The 19,346-nt window shown below is 73.7% G+C and carries 18 protein-coding genes; 11 read left to right on the forward strand and 7 right to left on the reverse strand.

All coding sequences use genetic code 11. The features are described from left to right. Window positions 1-89 precede the first annotated feature (89 nt). Complete coding sequence (locus ABZ172_RS00990; RefSeq protein WP_356878740.1) at window positions 90-806, forward strand: PhzF family phenazine biosynthesis protein; 717 nt, start codon at window positions 90-92, stop codon at window positions 804-806. Window positions 807-822: 16 nt separating this feature from the next. Here the strand turns inward: ABZ172_RS00990 and ABZ172_RS00995 are convergent, their stop codons facing one another. Both ABZ172_RS00995 and map read right to left on the reverse strand, forming a co-directional pair. Then, the gene (locus tag ABZ172_RS00995) at window positions 823-1,488 is read right to left on the reverse strand and encodes a biliverdin-producing heme oxygenase (RefSeq protein WP_356878742.1); all 666 of its coding nucleotides are present in this window, start codon (window positions 1,486-1,488) and stop codon (window positions 823-825) included. 162 nt (window positions 1,489-1,650) lie between these two features. Then, complete coding sequence (gene map / locus ABZ172_RS01000) at window positions 1,651-2,508, reverse strand: type I methionyl aminopeptidase (protein ID WP_356878744.1); 858 nt, start codon at window positions 2,506-2,508, stop codon at window positions 1,651-1,653. 58 nt (window positions 2,509-2,566) lie between these two features. Between map and ABZ172_RS01005 the strand changes: the two genes are divergently transcribed. After that, window positions 2,567-2,800: a hypothetical protein gene (locus ABZ172_RS01005; RefSeq protein ID WP_356878746.1), complete on the forward strand. Its 234-nt coding sequence runs from the start codon at window positions 2,567-2,569 to the stop codon at window positions 2,798-2,800. A gap of 326 nt (window positions 2,801-3,126) precedes the next feature. Here ABZ172_RS01005 and ABZ172_RS01010 read toward each other — a convergent pair whose 3' ends face one another. Next, on the reverse strand, window positions 3,127-3,729 hold the full coding sequence (locus tag ABZ172_RS01010) for a hypothetical protein (RefSeq protein WP_356878748.1): 603 nt from the start codon (window positions 3,727-3,729) through the stop codon (window positions 3,127-3,129). 119 nt (window positions 3,730-3,848) lie between these two features. On the opposite strand from ABZ172_RS01010, the gene ABZ172_RS01015 reads away from it, so the two are divergent. The 3 genes from ABZ172_RS01015 (at window position 3,849) to ABZ172_RS01025 (ending at window position 5,180) form a co-directional block, all read left to right on the forward strand. Continuing rightward, window positions 3,849-4,187 (forward strand): hypothetical protein, encoded by a 339-nt coding sequence (locus tag ABZ172_RS01015; RefSeq protein WP_356878750.1) that lies wholly within the window; start codon window positions 3,849-3,851, stop codon window positions 4,185-4,187. Window positions 4,188-4,197: 10 nt separating this feature from the next. Beyond that, on the forward strand, window positions 4,198-4,908 hold the full coding sequence (npdG, locus tag ABZ172_RS01020; protein ID WP_356878752.1) for an NADPH-dependent F420 reductase: 711 nt from the start codon (window positions 4,198-4,200) through the stop codon (window positions 4,906-4,908). Window positions 4,909-4,988: 80 nt separating this feature from the next. Continuing rightward, window positions 4,989-5,180, forward strand: coding sequence for a hypothetical protein (locus tag ABZ172_RS01025; protein ID WP_356878754.1), 192 nt, complete (start codon window positions 4,989-4,991; stop codon window positions 5,178-5,180). A 160-nt stretch (window positions 5,181-5,340) separates the two neighbouring features. Here the strand turns inward: ABZ172_RS01025 and ABZ172_RS01030 are convergent, their stop codons facing one another. Then, window positions 5,341-6,153, reverse strand: a complete 813-nt coding sequence (locus tag ABZ172_RS01030) for a site-2 protease family protein (RefSeq protein ID WP_356878756.1) — start codon at window positions 6,151-6,153, stop codon at window positions 5,341-5,343. Between the two features lie 124 nt (window positions 6,154-6,277). Here ABZ172_RS01030 and ABZ172_RS01035 point away from each other — a divergent pair, with 124 nt between their 5' ends. Further along, window positions 6,278-9,574: a BTAD domain-containing putative transcriptional regulator gene (locus ABZ172_RS01035; RefSeq protein WP_356878758.1), complete on the forward strand. Its 3,297-nt coding sequence runs from the start codon at window positions 6,278-6,280 to the stop codon at window positions 9,572-9,574. Window positions 9,575-9,601: 27 nt separating this feature from the next. On the opposite strand, the gene ABZ172_RS01040 is transcribed toward ABZ172_RS01035, so the two are convergent. The 3 genes from ABZ172_RS01040 to panB form a co-directional block, all read right to left on the reverse strand. Continuing rightward, window positions 9,602-10,459 (reverse strand): ABC transporter permease, encoded by an 858-nt coding sequence (locus ABZ172_RS01040; RefSeq protein WP_356878760.1) that lies wholly within the window; start codon window positions 10,457-10,459, stop codon window positions 9,602-9,604. Then, window positions 10,456-11,475 carry an ATP-binding cassette domain-containing protein gene (locus ABZ172_RS01045; protein ID WP_356878762.1) on the reverse strand — a complete coding sequence of 340 codons (1,020 nt, stop codon included), beginning with the start codon at window positions 11,473-11,475 and terminating at the stop codon, window positions 10,456-10,458. The genes ABZ172_RS01040 and ABZ172_RS01045 overlap by 4 nt, the downstream gene beginning before the upstream one ends. Window positions 11,476-11,597: 122 nt before the next feature. After that, entirely contained in the window at window positions 11,598-12,485 is an 888-nt protein-coding gene (gene panB, locus ABZ172_RS01050) for a 3-methyl-2-oxobutanoate hydroxymethyltransferase (RefSeq protein ID WP_356878764.1), read from the reverse strand. Window positions 12,486-12,669: 184 nt separating this feature from the next. Between panB and ABZ172_RS01055 the strand changes: the two genes are divergently transcribed. From ABZ172_RS01055 to ABZ172_RS01075, 5 genes are all read left to right on the forward strand, one after another. Then, window positions 12,670-14,277 (forward strand): MFS transporter, encoded by a 1,608-nt coding sequence (locus ABZ172_RS01055; protein ID WP_356878766.1) that lies wholly within the window; start codon window positions 12,670-12,672, stop codon window positions 14,275-14,277. A 146-nt stretch (window positions 14,278-14,423) separates the two neighbouring features. Beyond that, on the forward strand, window positions 14,424-15,101 hold the full coding sequence (locus ABZ172_RS01060; protein ID WP_356878902.1) for a TetR/AcrR family transcriptional regulator: 678 nt from the start codon (window positions 14,424-14,426) through the stop codon (window positions 15,099-15,101). A gap of 167 nt (window positions 15,102-15,268) precedes the next feature. After that, window positions 15,269-16,291 (forward strand): endonuclease/exonuclease/phosphatase family protein, encoded by a 1,023-nt coding sequence (locus ABZ172_RS01065; RefSeq protein WP_356878768.1) that lies wholly within the window; start codon window positions 15,269-15,271, stop codon window positions 16,289-16,291. 337 nt (window positions 16,292-16,628) lie between these two features. Next, window positions 16,629-17,813, forward strand: a complete 1,185-nt coding sequence (locus ABZ172_RS01070) for a Cmx/CmrA family chloramphenicol efflux MFS transporter (RefSeq protein WP_356878770.1) — start codon at window positions 16,629-16,631, stop codon at window positions 17,811-17,813. A gap of 182 nt (window positions 17,814-17,995) precedes the next feature. Continuing rightward, a complete protein-coding gene (locus ABZ172_RS01075) occupies window positions 17,996-19,216 on the forward strand; it encodes an MFS transporter (RefSeq protein ID WP_356878772.1) in 1,221 nt (406 codons plus the stop codon). The last annotated feature ends 130 nt before the right edge of the window (window positions 19,217-19,346 follow it).

Below are 19,346 nucleotides of genomic sequence, written 5' to 3' on the forward strand. Positions count from 1 at the left end.
CCGCACCCCGCGGGACACGCCCGCACCGGCACACCGCGCCGGTGCGGCCCGTGGCGTCAAGGGGCCCCGAGCGGTGCTTGAATGCCCGTGTGAACGACTTCGACGTACCCGACGGCATCGACGTACTGCGTGTGTTCTGCGGCCCGGACGGCAGCCACGGCAACGCGTTCGGTGTCGTGCGCGACGGGCGCAGATATCCCGACAACGACTCCCGGCAGGCGCTCGCACGCAGACTCGGCTTCAGCGAGACGGTGTTCGTGGACGACCCCGAGCGCGGCACCGTCGACATCCGCACCCCCGGCCTGCAACTGCCGTTCGCGGGCCACCCCCTCCTCGGCGCCGCCTGGCTGCTCGACCTGGAGGTGCTCGAACTGCCCATCGGGGACGTGGCGGCGCGCCAGGACGGCGAGTTCACCTGGATCACCGGCCGCCCCGAATGGGCGCCGCCGGGGACGCTGGAGCAGTACGCCTCGGTCGCCGACGTCGAGGCGCTGACCGGACCGCCGCCCGGCGAGGGCCCGCTCTACGCCTGGGCCTGGGAGGACGAGGCCGCCGGGCGCGTGCGGGCGCGCTGCTTCCCGCGGCGCCCCGAGGAGGGTGCCGACGGCAGCTCCGCCGAGGACGGGCCCGGCGCCGTGGACGCCGGCGAGGACGAGGCGACCGGTGCGGCGGCCATGCTGCTCAGCGCGGCACTCGGCCGCGCCCTCAACATCACCCAGGGGCGCGGCTCCCAGATCCTCACCGCGCCCGCGCCGGACGGCACGTTCGAGGTCGGCGGACGGGTGCTGCTGGCCGTCGCGTCCTGACGGACGCCCGGCGCCGCTACGCGCTGCGCGGGAAGACCTCGTCCAGCGCGCGGAAGACCGCCGTGTTCAGCGTGAACGCGCGCTTGCACTCCTCGACGACGCGCTGCTTCTCCAGGTCGTCCGCGTCCACCGCGTCCAGCAGCTCCCGGTACTCCCGCTTGAAGGCGGCCGGATTGGCTATCTCCTCGAACACGTAGAACCGGACCCCGTCGCCCTTGCGGTCGAAGCCCCAGGTCTTCTCCGCGGTGCCCCGGATGATCTGGCCGCCCGAGAGGTCGCCCAGATAGCGGGTGTAGTGGTGCGCCACGTACCCGGCGGGCCACGCGCGGGCGCCCTCGGTGATCCGCGCGGCGTACGCGGCGGTGGCGGGCAGCGGCTCCAGGCCCTCCCGCCACCCCGCGCCCCGCAGATGGGCGAGGTCGCGCTCCAGCTCGGCCGTGCGCATCAGCTCCGGCCGGACGAAGGGCCCGGCGACCGGGTCCTCGCGCAGCGCCTGCGCGCCCTCCTCCAGTGCCCGGTAGACGAACCACAGCTGTTCGGTGTAGCGCGCGTACGCCTCCACACCGAGCCGTCCGCCGAGCATGTCGCCCATGAAGGCCGAGGACTCCGCCTCCGTGTGCTGCTCGTGCGAGGCGGTGCGGATCAGCGTGGAGAAGGGCGTGGTGGTGGCGGTCGAGTCCAAGGCGGGCCTCCGGGGACCGAGGGGCGGAAAGTCCGGACACGGGCGTCCGTACCGGCGGCAGCTGGACAGGCTGCCGCGCACCGATATGCTGATCCTCTTACTTAGGCATACCTAAGTCAACAGGTTCCCGACCGGCTGTCGGCAAGAAGGCGGGGGAGTGCCCTACGGGAGGGTCAGGATCTCCGCCCCGGTGTCGGTCACCACCAGGGTGTGCTCGAACTGCGCGGTCCGCTTCCGGTCCTTCGTCACCACGGTCCAGCCGTCGTCCCACATGTCGTAGTCGTGGGTCCCGAGCGTCAGCATCGGCTCGATCGTGAAGGTCATCCCGGGCTGCATCACGGTCGTCGCCTGCGGGCTGTCGTAGTGCGGGATGATCAGCCCGGAGTGGAACGAGGTGTTGATCCCGTGCCCCGTGAAGTCCCGCACCACGCCGTACCCGAACCGCTTCGCGTACGACTCGATCACCCGGCCGATGACGTTGATCCGGCGTCCGGGCCGCACCGCCTTGACGGCGCGGTTCAGCGACTCCCGGGTGCGCTCGACGAGCAGCCGCGACTCCTCGTCGACGTCCCCGCAGAGGTAGGTGGCGTTGTTGTCGCCGTGCACCCCGTCGATGTAGGCGGTCACGTCGAGGTTCACGATGTCGCCGTCGCGCAGCACGGTGGAGTCCGGGATGCCGTGGCAGATGACCTCGTTGACCGAGGTGCAGAGCGACTTGGGGAAGCCCCGGTAGCCGAGCGTCGACGGGTAGGCCCCGTGGTCCACCATGAACGCGTGGGCGACCCGGTCGAGTTCGTCGGTGGTGACCCCCGGGGCGATGTGCTTGGCGGCCTCCTCCATCGCCTGCGCCGCGATGCGGCCCGCGATCCGCATGCGCTCCAGGGTGCCGGAGTCCTGGACCTCCGGCCCGGTGTACGGGGCGGGGGCCGGCTTGCCCACGTACTCGGGGCGCCGGATCCTGCCGGGGACGGAACGGACGGGAGTGATCTCCCCTGGTGCGAGAAGCGACTGGCCAGACATGTCAGCGAGTCTAACCAGCGTGCTCGGGGCACCATGGCAACGAGGAAAGGATTCGGCAATGGCCCTGTTCAAGAAGCGCACGGTGGGCAAACCGGGCGAGTGGTACTACTGCCTGGAGCACGGATCGGTCGAGGAAGGCCCGGAGTGCCCCGCGAAGGACCGGTTCGGCCCGTACGCCACCCGGGGTGAGGCGCAGCGCGCGATGGACACGGCGCGCGAGCGGAACCTGGAGTGGGAGAACGACCCGAAGTGGCACGACCGCCAGGACGGGGCGGGCGACGAGCGGTCCTGAGGGCCGTCGGACGGGCCCCGGACGCCGGGCGGCACCCCGGCGTCCGCGCCGGGCCCCGCCGGGCCCCGGTCCGGCCTCCGCCGGGGCCGGCTCCCGCCGCCGGTTCACGTCCCCGGCCGTCGCGGCGCTGCGGGTGAGCGGCGTCGGGACGTACGCCACCCGCCGGACCGCCCCGCCGGACCGCCCCGCCGGACCGTACGGCGGACCGGGTCCCCGCCCCGCCCCGGCTGGCTCCCGTCGGCCGCGCGGCCTCCGGCCCCGGCAGCACCGCCCCGGCAGCCTCTCGCCGCCTCGCGGCCTCCGGTCCCGGGCCGCCCCGGCGGCTCTCACCACCGCGACGGGGGAGGGGCCGTCAGCTGGTCCGCCAGCCGGGACAGCCGGTCCCGGAAGGACCTGCGGCCCCGCGCGGCGACCGCCACGTTCTCCCCGGCCGCCGCGCTCACCAGGTGCTGCACCGTGTCGAGATCGACCTCGTCGTCGTCCGTCACCGTGAGCGCCTCGTGGGCGAGGCCGCTCACCTCGGTGTCCCCGCCGTCCAGCGCCAGCACGGTCGCCCCCGCCCGCCGCGCGTCGTGCACGCGCTCCAGCAGACCGGCTCCCGGCCGCTCCGGCGCCACCACGAGCAGCGTCTCCCCGCGCCCCGCCGCCTCGATCCGGCCGAGCCCGACGGCCAGGTGCGCCGGATCGTCCGGCTCCACCCGGTGGCGCACCAGCGTCGGCCGCAGCTGCGGCAGACCCGACCAGGTGGACTCGTCGACCAGGTGCGCGGCCATGTGCCAGGGCTCGTGGACCTCGGTCCCCACCAGCAGCAGCCCGCCGCCCCGGGGCACGACCGACGACCGCAGGGTCCGGGCGAACCCGCGGGCCGCCGTGGGCCACTCGGTACCGGCCAGGACTTCCCGCAGCAACGCGACACGCACAGCATCCATGGCCCGGCATCCTGCCCCCGGTCATCTGCCCGGGACTGCCCGATCCCGGCAGTTCACCCGGACGAGGACTGCCGGGCCGGGGCCCCGCCCCGCCCCCGCCGCCCCGCCAGGATGAGGCCATGACCGCCGCACACACCTTCGCCTGGTCCTGGTCCCTCGGCTGGACCCTGCTGGTCCTGCCGGTGTCCCTCGCCTTCCTGCGCGGCCGGGCGCCCGCGTGGCTGCTCCGCCGCGTCACGCCGCGCATGCTGCGGATGCGGGGCGTCGCAGGCCTGGTCCTCTGGGCGAGCGCCGTGACCTCGGGGCTCTTCCCGCTCGTCGGGGCCCGCACGGACGCGTGGTACCCCGTCAGGGTCCTGACGGGGCCGGTCGCTGTGCTCGCCGCGATCCTCCTCGTGGCCGTGACGGACACCGTGGAGCGGCGACGGCGGAGGAAGGCGCCCGCCGCCTCGCAGTAGGGTCGGCGCCATGACAACGAATGACAGTGGAAGCGCCCCCAAGCCCCCCGCCAAGGACCCCTGGGACCTGCCCGACGTGTCCGGACTGACCGTCGGCGTGCTCGGCGGCACCGGCCCGCAGGGCCGCGGGCTCGCCCACCGCTTCGCCCGCGCCGGGCAGAAGGTCGTCATCGGCTCCCGCGCCGCCGACCGCGCCGAGGCCGCCGCCGCCGAGCTGGGCCACGGCGTCGAGGGCGCCGACAACGCGGAGTGCGCGCGCCGCAGCGACATCGTGATCGTCGCCGTGCCGTGGGACGGCCACGCCGCGACCCTGGAGTCCCTGCGCGAGGAGCTCACCGGGAAGCTCGTCGTCGACTGCGTCAACCCGCTCGGCTTCGACAAGAAGGGCGCCTACGCCCTGAAGCCCGAGGAGGGCAGCGCCGCCGAGCAGGCCGCCGCCCTGCTGCCCGGCTCCCGGGTCACCGCCGCCTTCCACCACCTCTCGGCGGTGCTCCTCCAGGACGAGAGCCTGGAGGAGATCGACACCGATGTGATGGTGCTGGGCGAGGAGCGCGCCGACACCGACATCGTGCAGGCGCTGGCCGGCCGGGTCCCCGGCATGCGCGGCGTCTTCGCCGGCCGGCTGCGCAACGCGCACCAGGTCGAGTCCCTCGTGGCGAACCTGATCTCGGTCAACCGCCGCTACCGGGCACACGCGGGGCTGCGCACCACCGACGTGTGAGCCCGTGCCCCGGGCCGAACCGGGCATGAGGGAGACTGGACGGGCCCACGCACCATCCCCGGACAGGAGCACCCGCCCTCATGCCCCGCCTCGCTCTCTACTCCATCGCCGTCTGCGTCCTGGCCGTCGCCGCGGCCGCGGTCTCCTTCGCCGAGGGCAGCCTGCTCGGGATCGTCTGGGTGCTGCTGGCCGGCCTCTCCTCGAACATGGCCTGGTTCTACGTGCGCAGGCACCGCGCGGAGTCCCGCGCCGGCGCCGCGGACGGGGCCTAAGGGCTGTCCCGTAATCCCTGACGGGCGCGCGACGACAGCTACGGCACCTCGCTGCGTTGTCGGAACGCCCGAACACATCCAGTATGCGAACGTCCCTCCGCCTTGCGATGCACCGCATCTGACGCCGCGCGCCGATCCACCGGGGATTACGGGGCAGCCCTCAGCGGATCAGGGCGCAGCCCGCGTCCTGGTCGCCGAACCACTCCTGCCAGAAGCGGTAGGTGTCGAGCCCGCAGTACGTCTCGACCTCGCTGACCCCCAGGCTGCTCAGCAGCGCGTCCACCGCGCCGAAGAAGACGCTGTTCAGCTCCGGGATCCACAGCAGGGCGAAGACCACGATCAGGCCGAACGGCGCGAACGGCTCCACCTGGCGACGGATCCTGTACGAGAGCCACGGCTCGACCACGCCGTAGCCGTCCAGGCCCGGGATCGGCAGGAAGTTCAGGATCGCCGCCGTCACCTGGAGCAGCGCCAGGAAGGCCAGCGCGAACCGGAAGGGCACCGGGACGCCGTCCAGCGCGCCCAGCCAGAACGGGGCCGTGCAGACGACGGCGAACAGCGCGTTCGTCAGCGGGCCTGCCGCCGAGATCAGGCTGTGCTTCCAGCGCCCGCGGATGCGACCCCGCTCGATGTAGACCGCCCCGCCCGGCAGGCCGATGCCGCCCATGATGACGAACAGCACCGGCAGCACGATGCTCAGCAGGGCGTGCGTGTACTTGAGCGGGTTGAGCGTCAGATAGCCCTTCGCCCCGATGGAGATGTCACCGCTGTGCAGCGCGGTGCGCGCGTGCGCGTACTCGTGGAGGCAGAGCGAGACGATCCAGGCGGCGGTGACGAACAGGAAGACCGCGAAACCGGTCTGCTGGGCGAAGCCCGTCCACACCGCCCAGCCCGAGACGGCCATGACGGCGGCTATCCCGAGGAAGATCGGGCTGACCCGCCGGTCGCTGGGTCGGCGGAACGCGGTGGTCATCGCGGGTACTCCCGGGGGCTTCTGGACAGCGGCTGGAGCCCCCGAGCGTACGGGTGACGGGGCGGGAACGTCACCGGAGGGTGGCAGTTCCCCGCGGAGCCCCGCCGTCACGGACAATGGGCCCGTGCACTACGGCATCCTCGGTACCACCCGCGCCCTGCGCGCCGACGGCACGGCCGTCGCCCTCGGCGGGGCGCGGCTGCGCGCCCTGCTCACCGTGCTCGCCCTGAGCCCGGGGCGCACGGTCCCGGCCGGAGTGCTCATCGACGAGGTGTGGGACGGCGATCCGCCCGCCGACGCCCCCGGCGCCCTCCAGGCACTCGTCGGCCGCCTCCGGCGCGCGGTGGGCCGGGACGCCGTCCGGTCCGCCACGAGCGGCTACCGGCTCGACGCCGGCCCGGACGACGTCGACGTGCACCGTTTCGAGCGGCTCGCGGGGGAGGGCGCCCGGGCGCTGGAGGACGGCGACGCGCCGAAGGCCGCCGTGCTCCTCGACGAGGCGCTCGCCCTGTGGCGCGGGCCCGCCCTCGCCGATCTGCCGGACCGCGCGGTGGCGGCGGCCCGCTGGGAGACCAGGCGGCTGGACGCCCGCCGGAACCGGACCGCGGCCCTCCTCGCGCAGGACCGTGCCGACGAGGCGCTGCCCGAGCTCGCCGGGCTCTGCGCCGACCACCCCCTCGACGAACCCCTGCAGGCCCTCCGGATCAGGGCGCTGCGGGACGCCGGACGCACCGCGCAGGCGCTCGCCGCGTACGACGAGGTCCGCGCCCTGCTCGCCGACCGGCTGGGCACCGACCCGGGGCCCGCGCTGCGCGCCCTGCACGAGGACCTGCTGCACCAGGCCCCGCCCGCCGCGGCCCCGGCGCCCGCCGCCCCGCCCGCGCCGCAGGGCAACCTGCGGGCCCGGCTCACCAGCTTCGTGGGACGCGAGGCCGATCTCGCCGGCCTCGCCGAGGACCTGGGCCGGGCCCGGCTGGTCACCCTCCTCGGCCCCGGGGGCGCGGGCAAGACCAGGCTGTCCCAGGAGGCCGCCGAGCGGGTCGCCGCCGACTGGCCGGACGGGGTGTGGCTGGCGGAGCTCGCCCCGGTCGACGACCCGGAGGCCGTGCCCGAGGCCGTCCTGACCGCGCTCGGCGCCCGCGAGACCGTGCTGCGCGGCGCGGGCGCGGAAGGGCTGCTGGCGACCGAGCGGGGCACCCCGCTCACCCGGCTCACCGAGCACTGCTCCGGGCGCCGCATGCTGCTCCTGCTGGACAACTGCGAGCATCTCGTCGAGGCGGCCGCGGCCCTCGCCGACCACCTGCTCGCCCGCTGCCCCGGGCTCACCGTCCTCGCCACCAGCCGTGAACCGCTCGGCGTGCCCGGCGAGTTCGTCCGGCCGGTCGACCCGCTGCCCGACCCGACGGCGCTGCGCCTGCTCGCCGACCGCGGGGCCGCCGCACGGGCCGGCTTCCGGGTCGACGCGGACGAGGGGACGGCGGCGGCCTGCGCCGAGATCTGCCGCCGCCTCGACGGGCTCCCGCTCGCGATCGAACTGGCCGCGGCCCGGCTGCGCATGCTGACCCCGCGCCAGATCGCCGACCGCCTCGACGACCGCTTCCGCCTCCTGACCAGCGGCAGCCGCACCGTGCTGCCGCGCCAGCAGACCCTGCGGGCGGTCGTCGACTGGTCCTGGGACCTCCTGGACGAGGACGAACGCACCGCCCTGCGACGGCTGTCGGTCTTCTCCGGCGGCTGCACCCTCACCGCCGCCGAGGAGATCTGCGCGGAACGGCCGCAGGACGCGTACGACGTCGCCGGGGTGCTCGGCTCGCTCGTCGACAAGTCCCTCGTCGTCGCCGCCCCCGCCGCGGACGGCCGGATGCGCTACCGCCTCCTGGAGACCGTCGGCGAGTACGCCGCCGAACGGCTCGACGAGACGGGGGAGCGGACCGCCGTCGAGCGCCGGCACCTCACCTTCTACCGGGAGCTGGCGCGCACCACCGACCCCCTGCTCCGGGGCGCCGGACAGCTCGACGCCCTCGGACTGTTCGAGCGGGAGTACGAGAACCTGCGCACGGCCCTGCGGCACGCCGTCACCGCGCGGGACGAGCAGGAATCGCTCAGCATGGTGCTCTCGCTCGCCTGGTACTGGCAGCTGCGCGATCTGCGCGGCGACGCCCTGCAGTGGTCCGAGGCCGCCGCCGCGCTCGGACCCGATCCGTTCGCCGGGCCCGTCGACCCCGCGCCCTCCCTCACGGACCGCTGCACCGACGCGCCGCCGCCGCTGGGCCCGGAGATGCTCCAGGAGGCGCGGCGCCAGGTGGCGCTGGTCCGGATGGTCCACATGGACCACGCGATGGACCTCTGGGCGGACGAGGCCGGGATGGCGCGGCTGCGGGTCATCGCCGCCACCTACCGGGCCGGCCAGCCGCAGACCTGCCGCAGTCCGGGCTCGCTCTGGTTCTTCGCCGTCGTGCTCACCGGGAGCGGCTCGGACCTGCGGGAACTGCTGGACGAGACGGTCCGCGCCGCGCGGGGACTCGGATGCGAGCGGGACCTGGCCGCGGTGCTCCAGCTGCGCGCCAACGTCCTGGCCAACCGGCCCGACTGGGCGGGCGCGGCCTTCGCGGACGCCGACGAGAGCCTGGAGATCGTCCGCCGCCTCGGCGACGACTGGGGCACGGCGGAGGCGCTCTCCTCGCGCGGCGAGGCCAACGAGAAGCGGGGCGACCACGTCCGGGCCGCCGAGGACTACCGGGCCGCGATCGGCCACGCGGAGCGGCTCGGCGCCCGGGCGCAGGTGCTGGTGCTCCGCACCCGGTACGCCTCCGCGCTGATCGAGCTCGGCCGTGGCGAGGAGGCGGAGCGGATCTTCCGTCAGGTGCTCGGCGACGGGCGGCTCGTCGGGCACGAGGGGACGTCGTTCGCCCGGTTCTTCCTGGCCGAGTGGCTGGGCATGTCCGGCCGGACCGTGGAGGCCCGCGAGCAGCTCGGCCTGCTGTACGACGATTTCAGGTCCGTCTCCGTCGGGGTCTTCGAGGCGTTCGTGCTGGGCGGCATCGCCTGGCTGGACAACGAGGAGGGGCTGTACGCGGACGCCCTGGCCCGGGGCAGGGAGGCACTGGCACGGACCGACGACCGGATGTCGCAGACGGTGGCGCCGCAGATGCAACAGCTCTGTCTGGTCACCGTGGCGCGGGCGCTGGCCGGGCTCGGCGGGGAGCGCCGGGGCGCCCTCGCGGCGCGGCTGCTGGCCGCCGGACGCGCCCTGCTGCCGGAGGGGCACGTGCCGAGGACGCTGGAGCGGGGCAACGACGCAGCGGCGGAGGAGCTGGCCCGCGGCGTGCTCGGCGACGCCGCCTACGAGGCCGCGTACGCCGAGGGCGGCGGCCTCTCCGAGAAGGAGGCCACCGCCCTCGTCGAGGCGTACCGGGACTGACCCGCCGGCCGCCGGCCGGGCGGCCCGTCAGGACTTCTTGCGGAACCTGGACACCGCGAGCGGGGCCATCACCGCGGTGATGACCACGGTCCAGCCGAGCGTCACCCACACCGAGTGGGCGAGCGGGCCGCCCATCATCAGGGCACGGGCCGAGTCCGCCAGGTTGGACAGCGGGTTGAACTCGGTGAACGTCTGGAGCCAGCCGGGCATGGTCTGCGTCGGGGCGAAGATCGACGAGCCGAACTGCAGCGGCATCAGCACCAGCATCCCCATCCCCTGGACGGCCTGAGCCGTCTTCATGGTCAGCCCGAGCAGGATGAAGATCCACATGATGGCGGCGCCGAACGCCGCGGACAGGGCGATCGCCCCGATCAGCCCGAGCACCGACGCCTTGAGCTCCATGCCGAGCGCGAAGCCCATGGCCAGCAGGATCAGCGTGGCGACCATCATCCGGCCGAGCTCCACCACGATCTTCGCTATGAGCACCGAGGAGCGGGCGATCGGCATCGTGCGGAACCGGTCCATGACCCCCTTGCGGAAGTCGTCGTTGACACCGGACCCGACCGCCATGGCGATGTTCATGCCCATCATCGCCATCAGCCCGGGGATCAGGTAGTTGAGGTAGTCCTGCCGGTCGCCGCCCATGCTGCCGCCGACCGAGCCGCCGAAGACGTACACGAAGAGCAGGGTGAAGATCACCGGCATCAGGAGCGCGTCGAACATCGACTCCGGATCCTTCTTGATCTGGAGCAGGTTGCGCCGCACCAGCGCGCCGATGTGGCGGAGGTTGCTCCGCAGCCCGATCCGGCCCTCGTCGTGGAGCCGCACGGCCGGTTCGGGGGTGCCCGTGCCGGTGGGGGCGGGCGTCAGAGTCGTCGTGCTCATGCCGCGACCTCCTGGGGTGTCGTGTCGATGGCGGTGGCCCGGTCGCCCGTGATGGCCAGGAAGACCTCGTCGAGGCTGGGCAGTGCGGTGGCCACATGGGCGAGCGGGAAGCCCCGGGCGCCGAGCAGCCCGATCACCGCGGTCAGTTGTGTGTCACTGAGGATCTGCACCTGGAGCAGTCCCTCGTCCGGGACCGCCTGGGCGCCGGCGACGCCGTCGAGTCCGGTCTCCCGCAGCGCCTGCGCCATCGCGGCCAGGTCGGCCGGATCGGAGGGCCGGATCTGCAGGGTGCGGCCGCCGACCTTCGCCTTGAGCTCGTCGACCCCGCCCCGGGCGATGATCCGCCCGTGGTCGATGACGGTGAGCTCGCCGGCGAGCTGTTCGGCCTCTTCCATGTACTGGGTGGTGAGCAGCACGGTCGCGCCCTCCGCGACCATCCGCTGCACCTCGTCCCAGACCTCGTTGCGGGTCCGGGGGTCGAGCCCCGTCGTCGGCTCGTCCAGGTAGAGGACGGCCGGGCTGCCGATCATGGACGCGGCCAGGTCCAGGCGCCGCCGCATGCCGCCGGAGTAGTCCATGGCGGCCTTCTTCGCGGCGGAGGTGAGGGAGAAGCGCTCCAGCAGCTCGTCGGCGCGGGACCGGGCCCTGCTGCGCGGGAGGTCGAGCAGCCGCCCGATCATGTAGAGGTTCTCCCGGCCGGAGAGCTTCTCGTCGACCGAGGCGTACTGCCCGGTGAGGCCGATGGTGCGGCGCAGCTGCCGGGGCTGGCGCACCACGTCGTAGCCGGCCACGACCGCGTGCCCGGCGTCGGGTGCGATCAGCGTGGAGAGGATGCGTACGAGGGTGGTCTTGCCGGCGCCGTTGGGTCCGAGCACACCGAGCACGGTGCCCTCGCGCACATCGAGGTCCACGCCGTCCAGTGCCTTGGTCTCGCCGTAGTGCTTGACCAGCCCCCGCACCTCGACGGCGTTCGTGCCGCCCCTGGGGTTCGTGTCGTTTCGCGTCATGGACACCATGGGACCAGCCGCCACCGACATCTCACCGACAGGTCGCCGACAGCGGACCGGCACAGGGCGACAGCCCGCCGATGGGGGAAGTCGGCGGGCTGTCGGTGGTGCGGCAGTGGTCGTGTGGGGTGTCAGTGGAAGGTGTGCTCCGCCGCCGGGAACGTGCCGCCGACGACCTCCTCGGCGTACTCCCGGGCGGCGTCGGCCATCACCTTGCGCAGATCGGCGTACTGCTTGGTGAAGCGCGGCACCTTGCCGCCGGTCAGGCCGACCATGTCGGTGTAGACCAGCACCTGTGCGTCCGTGTCGGGCCCGGCGCCGATGCCGACGGTCGGGATGTGGAGCATGCGGGTGACCTCGGCGGCCAGCTCGGCCGGCACCAGCTCCAGCACGACGGCGAACGCCCCGGCGTCCTGCACCGCCTTCGCGTCGCGCAGCAGCTGCTGGGCGGCCTCCTCGCCGCGGCCCTGCACCCGGTAGCCCATCGCGTTGACGGACTGCGGGGTCAGGCCGATGTGCCCCATGACCGGGATGCCCGCCTCGACCAGGAGCCGGATCTGCTCGTGGGAGCGCTCGCCGCCCTCCAGCTTGACCGCGCCGACGCCGGAGTCCTTGATCAGCCGGGTGGCGTTGCGCAGCGCCTGGACCGGGCCCTCCTGGTAGGCGCCGAACGGCAGGTCGGCCACGATGAGCGCGCGCTCGGTGCCCCGCACGACGGCGGCCGACAGGACGGCCATCTCGTCCATGGTGACGGGCACGGTGCTCTCGTAGCCGAGGTGGCAGTTGCCCATGGAGTCACCGACGAGCATGACCGGGATGCCGGCCTCGTCGAAGACGGACGCGGTCATCGCGTCGTAGGCGGTGAGCATGGGCCACTTCTCGCCGCGCTCCTGGGCGGCGGCGATGTCGTGGACGGTGATGCGGCGGGTGCCGGTGCCTCCGTAGAGCGCCTTCGCGGCGCCGGGGCGGGGACCCGCGGGGGGTGCGGCGGACTGGTTCTGCGCAGCCTGAAGCGACATGGCCAACGGCTCCTTCGTCATCTCGAGGCGCCCTGACGGCGTCCCCGGATCCCTTCCATGGTGGCATCCCGCACGCGTTCCCGGGAAGTGGGCCCGCAGCGTCCGGTGAACGGTGCCCGGCGACCGGGTAAAGTCTTTCCAATACGAGACGGTCTCGTATTGGAAGTCGGCTAGGGTCGTCGCCATGTCCCTACCGTCCGGCGCCCCCGCCGTCGCGCCCCGTGTCCCGGAGGCGGTCCACCGCCGCCGCTGGGCCATCCTCGGCGTCCTCATGTTCAGCCTGCTCATCGTCGTTCTGGACAACTCGATCCTGAACGTCGCGGTCAAGACGATCGCCAGCCCCGCGCCGACCGGTATCGGCGCCACCCAGAGCGAGCTGGAGTGGGCGATCAACTCCTACACGCTCGTCTTCGCCGGCCTGCTCTTCACGGCGGGACTGCTGGGCGACCGCATCGGCCGCAAGAAGGTCCTGCTGGCCGGCATCCTCGTCTTCGGCCTCGGCTCGGCCCTGGCCGCACTCTCCTCCTCGCCCGGCGAACTCATCACCTGGCGCGCGCTGATGGGCTTCGGCGCGGCGTTCGTGATGCCCGCCACCCTCGCCGTCCTCATGAACGTCTTCGAGCGCGACGAGCAGCCCAAGGCCATCGGCATCTGGGCCGGCAGCGTCGGCCTCGGCATCGCGATAGGCCCGATCACCGGCGGGCTGCTCCTGGAGCACTTCTGGTGGGGCTCGATCTTCCTGGTCAACGTGCCCGTGGTGGTCGTCGCGCTCGTCGCCATGGCGATCCTGGTGCCCGACTCCAAGGACCCCGCCCCCGGCCGCGTCGACCCGCTCGGGGTCGTCCTGTCCATCATCGGCCTGGTCCTGCTGGTCTACGGCATCATCCGCGGCGGCGAGCTGGCCTCCTTCACCGACGTCACCGTCCTCGCCCCGCTGATCGGCGGCCTGCTGGTCCTGACGGCCTTCGTGTGGCACGAGAAGCGCAGCAGCCACCCGTCCATCGACATCTCCTACTTCCGCAAGCCCGCCTTCTCCGCCGCCGTCGCCGCCATCGCGCTGGTCTTCTTCGCGCTGATGGGCGTCACCTTCTTCTCCGCCTTCTACCTGCAGAGCGTGCGCGGCTACACCGCGCTGGAGTCCGGACTGCTGATCCTGCCGCTCGCCGCCGCACAGATGATCTTCGCGCCGCGGGCCCGGCTGGTCGTCGACCGGTTCGGCGCCCGCGCGGTCTGCACCGTCGGCATGCTGCTCGTCGCCGCGGGCCTCGCCGCCTTCGCGCTGTTCGACGTGGACACCCCGCTGTGGGTGCTGTGCCTGGTCTTCTTCGTCCAGGGCACCGGCATGGCGCACATCATGCCGCCGGTCACCGTCGCGGTGATGCAGGCACTGCCCCGTGAGCGGGCGGGCTCGGGCTCCGCGATCAACAACACCTTCCGCCAGGTGGGCGGTGCGCTCGGCATCGCCGTGCTCGGCTCGGTGCTCTCCACGGTCTACCGGGGCGACATCGAGGGCCACCTCGACGCCGTACCGGCCGCCGCGCGGGACGTCGCCGGGGAGTCCATCGAGGCGACCCTCGGCGTCGCCGGGAAGCTGGGCCCGGCCGGCCGGCCGCTGATCGCCGCGGCGAACGACGCGTTCATCTCCGCGATGCACGTGACCGCGCTCGGCTCGGCCGCGGTCGCGCTGATCGGCGCCGCGGTGGTCGCCCTGTTCCTGCCGGGCCGGCCCGCCGTGCAGGGCGAGCCGGTCCCGGCGCAGCGGCGCACCGGGGAGCCGGTCGGGCGGCCCTGAACCGCCGTTCCGGCCGGGGAGTCGCCCGACCCCCGGCCGGTCGGCGAGAATCGAGACGTACGGCGACCCGGCGTACGGCGTGACGGTGAGCGGCGGACGGCGCAGCGAGAGAGGCGGCCCAGGTGCGGCAGGCGGGACAGAACCCGGTGCAGGATCCGGCCGCGGACCCGGCGGACCCGCCCTGCCCGGGCCCCGAGCCCCGTCGCGGCCGTCCGCGCAGTGCCGCCGTGGAGCGGGCGATCCTCGACGCCGTCGTCGGGCTGCTGGAGGCGGGGGAGACCCTGGACGGGCTCTCCATCGAGCGGATCGCCCGCACCGCGGGTGTCGGCAAGGCCACCATCTACCGCCGGTGGAGCGGCAAGGAGGAGCTCTTCGTCGACGTGCTGCGCGACATCGAGCCCCCCGACCCCACCGTCTCCGGCACCGCCGGCCTGGCCGACCTGCGCGTCCTGCTGGAATCCATGCGGACGCGCGGCCTCGCCCAGCGCTCCTCCGCCCTCCTGCACAACGTGTTCGTGCAGATGAAGAAGCACCCCCGGCTCTGGGCCGAGTACCAGAGCACCGTCATCGCCCCCCGCCGCGCCGTGATGCTGTCCGCCGTGCGGCGGGCGGTCGACGCGGGGGAGCTGCGCGACGACCTCGACGTGGAGCTCATGAACGACCTGTTCCTGGGGCCCATGCTCGTGCGTACCGTCCACCGTCCCGAGGCCGCCCTGCCGGACGACCTCGCCGACCGCATCATCGGGACGCTCCTCCAGGGGCTCGCGCCACGCGCCCGGAATCCGCAGGCCGCGGCGGCGGATCCGTCGTCCGCCCCTCTGTGATCGTTCTGTCACAAGCCTCACAACGGGCTCACGGACCGGAACCCGTCACACCGTGCCGGTCGTCCTGATGGCAGAACCGCCGTCGTCGACGGCGGGAACGGCGTCACCCATCGCCTAGGGTCGGGAGGCGCGGTGATGTGTACGGCAAGGCAGTGAGGACGAGCGCAATGGTGCAGGCGTACAGGGCGGACACCGAGAACGCCGGTGCGGGTCCGCAGCCGGACTCCCGATTCCGGGACGTACGCCGGAAACTGACCTCGGACCGGGGCATCTGGCGGCGGGGCGTGCTCCTCGCGCTCTGCTCGGTCCTCCTGACCGTCGTGCTGGTCCTGCACTCGGACATCCCGAACACCATCGGCAACACCGGCAGTCTCATCGAGACGTTCCTGCCCTGGTTCGGCCTCCTCGTGCCGGTGCTGCTGGTCCTCGGCCTCCTGCGCCGCTCCGCGACGGCGCTGATCGCCCTCGTCCTGCCGGCCGCCGTGTGGCTGAACCTCTTCGGCGGCCTGCTGTTCGCCGACAAGTCGGGTGCCGGGGGCGACCTCACCGTCGCCACCCACAACGTCAACGCGGGCAACCCCGACCCCGCGGGCACCGCCCGTCAGGTGGCCGGCTCCGGCGCGGACATCCTGGCCCTGCAGGAACTGCCGAGCGGCAAGGTGGAGGCGTACGAGGAGGCCCTCGCCGCGCGCTATCCGCACCACTCGGTGCAGGGCACCGTGGGCCTGTGGAGCAAGTACCCGGTGACGGACTCCAGCCCCGTGGACATCAAGCTGGGCTGGACCCGCGCGATGAGCGCCACGGTCACCACCCCCAAGGGCCCGGTCAAGGTGTTCGTCGCCCACCTCCCCTCGGTGCGGGTCAAGCTGAACGCCGGCTTCACCGCCACCCAGCGGGACGACAGCGCCGACGCCCTGGGCGAGGCGATCGCGGACGAACCCGTCGCGCGGGTCGTCCTGCTCGGCGACCTGAACGGCACCATGAACGACCGGTCGCTGAACGCGGTCACCGCCCAGATGCGCTCCACCCAGGGCGCCGCCGGCGACGGCTTCGGCTTCAGCTGGCCCGCGGCGTTCCCGATGGCGCGCATCGACCAGATCATGGTGCGGGGCGTCGAACCCCTCGCCTCCTGGACCCTCCCCGCCACCGACAGCGACCACCTCCCGATCGCGGCCCGCGTGCAGTGGTGAGCACCGTCGAAAGGTGAGCGCCGCCCCGCCGCCGGGCGGTACGCTCGCAGCCATGCCCAGCCCCGAGTCCGACAGACCCGGGCCACCGGTCCGCCGGTGGCCGGTCGTCGACGCCGAAAGCCCCTGACCCCGGCGGTCACCGGGCTCCGCCCGTCGCACCCGTCGGCCACCGCCGGATCCTCCACGGCGGTGCGGGCCGACTTCCCTGCCCGTGACGAACACCGGGCATTCCCTCGCGTCGCCGTCCTCGCGCTCCCACGCGTGCGGACGGGCGCGGTCCGCATCCCCTCCACGCAGCCCGTTCCTCCGACGGTTCCGTACAAGGGGTCCTCTTCTCATGCCATTCGCCGTCTACGTGCTCGGGCTGGCCGTCTTCGCCCAGGGCACCTCGGAGTTCATGCTGTCCGGCCTGCTCTCGGGCATCGCCGCTGACCTGCACGTCCCACTCGGCGCCGCGGGACTGCTCACCTCGGCCTTCGCGGTCGGCATGGTGATCGGTGCGCCGCTCACCGCGGCGGCCTGCCGCTCCTGGCCCCGCCGCCGGGCGCTGCTGTTCTTCCTCGGCGTGTTCGTCGCCGTCCACATCGCCGGGGCGACGACCTCCAGCTACGGCGTGCTGCTCGCCACCCGGGTCGTCGGGGCACTGGCCAACGCGGGCTTCTGGGCGGTGGCGCTGGTCACCGCGCTCGCCCTGGCCGGTCCCCACCAGCGGGCCCGGGCCACCGCCGTCGTGGTCGGCGGGGTCACCGTCGCCTGCGTGGTGGGGGTCCCGGCCGGGGCCGCGCTGGGCGAACTGTGGGGCTGGCGCTCCGCGTTCTGGACGGTGGCGCTCGTCTCCGTACCGGCCGCGGCCGCCCTGCTGCCGGCCGTGCCCTCCGGCACGCCCGAGGACGCGCCGGAGGTGAGCGCCAGGAGCGAACTGCGCGCCCTCGCCCGGCCCCGGCTGCTGCTGACGCTGCTGGTCATGGCGCTCGTGCAGGGCGCGACCTTCTGCACGTTCGCGTACCTCGAACCGCTCGTCACCCGGGTCACCGGTCTCGGCGCGAGCGGGGTTCCCGTGGTGCTGGCGCTGTTCGGCGCCGGCTCGTTCCTGGGGGTCGCCCTGGCCGGGCGCCTCGCCGACGCGCACCCGGGGGCCGTCACCGGAACCGGTATGACCGCGCTGGCCGCCGGCTGGGCCGCCCTGGCCCTGACCGCGGACCGTCCGGCGGCCGCTCCCGTCCTCGTCCTGCTCCAGGGGGCACTCGCCTTCGGGACGGGAACCACGCTCCTCACCCAGGTCTTCCGGCTGGCCCCGGACGCACCGACCCTCGCCGGGTCCTTCGCGACGGCCGCCTTCAACGTGGGAGCGGCGGCGGGACCCTGGCTCGGCGGTCTGGCCCTCGGTGCCGGCCTCGGCTTCCGGGCCCCGGTCTGGGTGAGCGCCCTGCTCATGGGCGTGGCGCTCGTGGGCGCCGGAGCGCTGGCACTGCCGTCGGGCCCGCCGGCGGCGCGCTCCGGTGCGGACGCACCCGCCGAGTGACGCCCACATCACACCCCTTCGCAACGGCATGTTCACGTCCGGGCATAAAACGTCTGAGAGACTTTGTTCCGACGGGGTACATAACCCGTCCCGGCTCTGACGCCGACGCTCCCGCACACCACCCCGCCCCCGCCACCCGGATCCGCACGGTCCGGGCGGCCCCCGTCCGAAAGGTTCTTCCCATGCCCCTGGCCCTGCTCGCCCTCGCTGTGAGCGCCTTCGGCATCGGCACCACCGAGTTCGTGATGATGGGCCTGCTGCCCAACGTCGCGGACGATCTGGGAACGTCCGTGCCCACCGCCGGCTATCTCGTCTCCGCGTACGCGATCGGCGTCGTCCTCGGTGCCCCGCTGCTCACCGGACTGGGCTCCAGGATCCCGCGCAAGCGGATGCTCCTGCTGCTCATGGCCGTCTTCACCGTCGGCAACCTCGCCTCCGCCTTCGCCCCCGACTTCGGCTGGCTGCTCGCCGGCCGGTTCCTCGCCGGGCTCCCGCACGGCGCCTTCTTCGGGGTCGGCGCGGTCGTCGCCGCGCGCCTGGTGCCGGACGGCCGTCAGGCACGCGCGGTCGCCACGATGTTCCTCGGTCTGACCGTGGCCAACATCGTCGGCGTACCGGCGGCCACCCTGCTGGGGCAGCACCTCGGCTGGCGCGCCACCTTCATGGTCGTCGCGGTGATCGGCCTGGCCGCGATGGCCGCGCTGGCCCGCCTCGTGCCGCAGATCCCCGTGGAGGCGCACCAGAACGTACGCCGTGAACTGAGCGCCCTCGGCAACCGGCAGGTCGTCCTCGGCCTGCTCACCGCCGTCCTCGGCTTCGCGGGCGTCTTCGCCGTCTACTCCTACCTCTCCTCCATGACGACCGAGGCGATGGGCTTCGGCGAGTCCTCGGTGACGCTGGTCCTCGCGCTGTTCGGCATCGGGATGACCCTCGGCGCGCTGGCGGCGGGACCGCTGACCGACCGGGCGCTGCGCCCCACCCTGTACGGCTCGCTGGCGGCCCTGGCCGTCGTCCTGGTGGTCTTCCCCTTCACGGTGCACGTGCAGTGGGCGGCCCTGGTCATGGTGGCCCTGCTCGGCGGCATCGGCTTCATGACGACCACGCCGCTCCAGATGCTCGTGATGAACAAGGCCAAGGACGCCCCCACGCTGGCGTCCGCCTCCAACCACTCCGCCTTCAACCTCGCCAACGCGGGCGGCGCCTGGCTCGGCGGGGTCGCCATCGCGGCCGGCTGGGGCTGGACGTCCCCGGCCCTGGTCGGCGCGGTGCTGGCCGCCGCCGGACTCGCCGTGGCGGTCACGGCGGGCGTCCTGGACCGGACCCCGGCCGCCTCGCGTGTCGTGGCGTCCGGCGCCCCCGCGGACTCCCGCTCCTACGCGGAGGCACGCTCCTCCGAGGGCTGACCCCCTGCGTGTGGGCCGGCCGCTCCACCGGCCCACCGGGGCCGGATCACGACGACGGGCCGGTGGCGGTGCGCGAGACGCACCCCCACCGGCCCTTTCGCGTGACTCCGGGGCGGTCCGGGGCCTCCGG

It is taken from the genome of Streptomyces sp. NPDC006296 (assembly GCF_040613235.1).
Classification (GTDB): domain Bacteria; phylum Actinomycetota; class Actinomycetes; order Streptomycetales; family Streptomycetaceae; genus Streptomyces.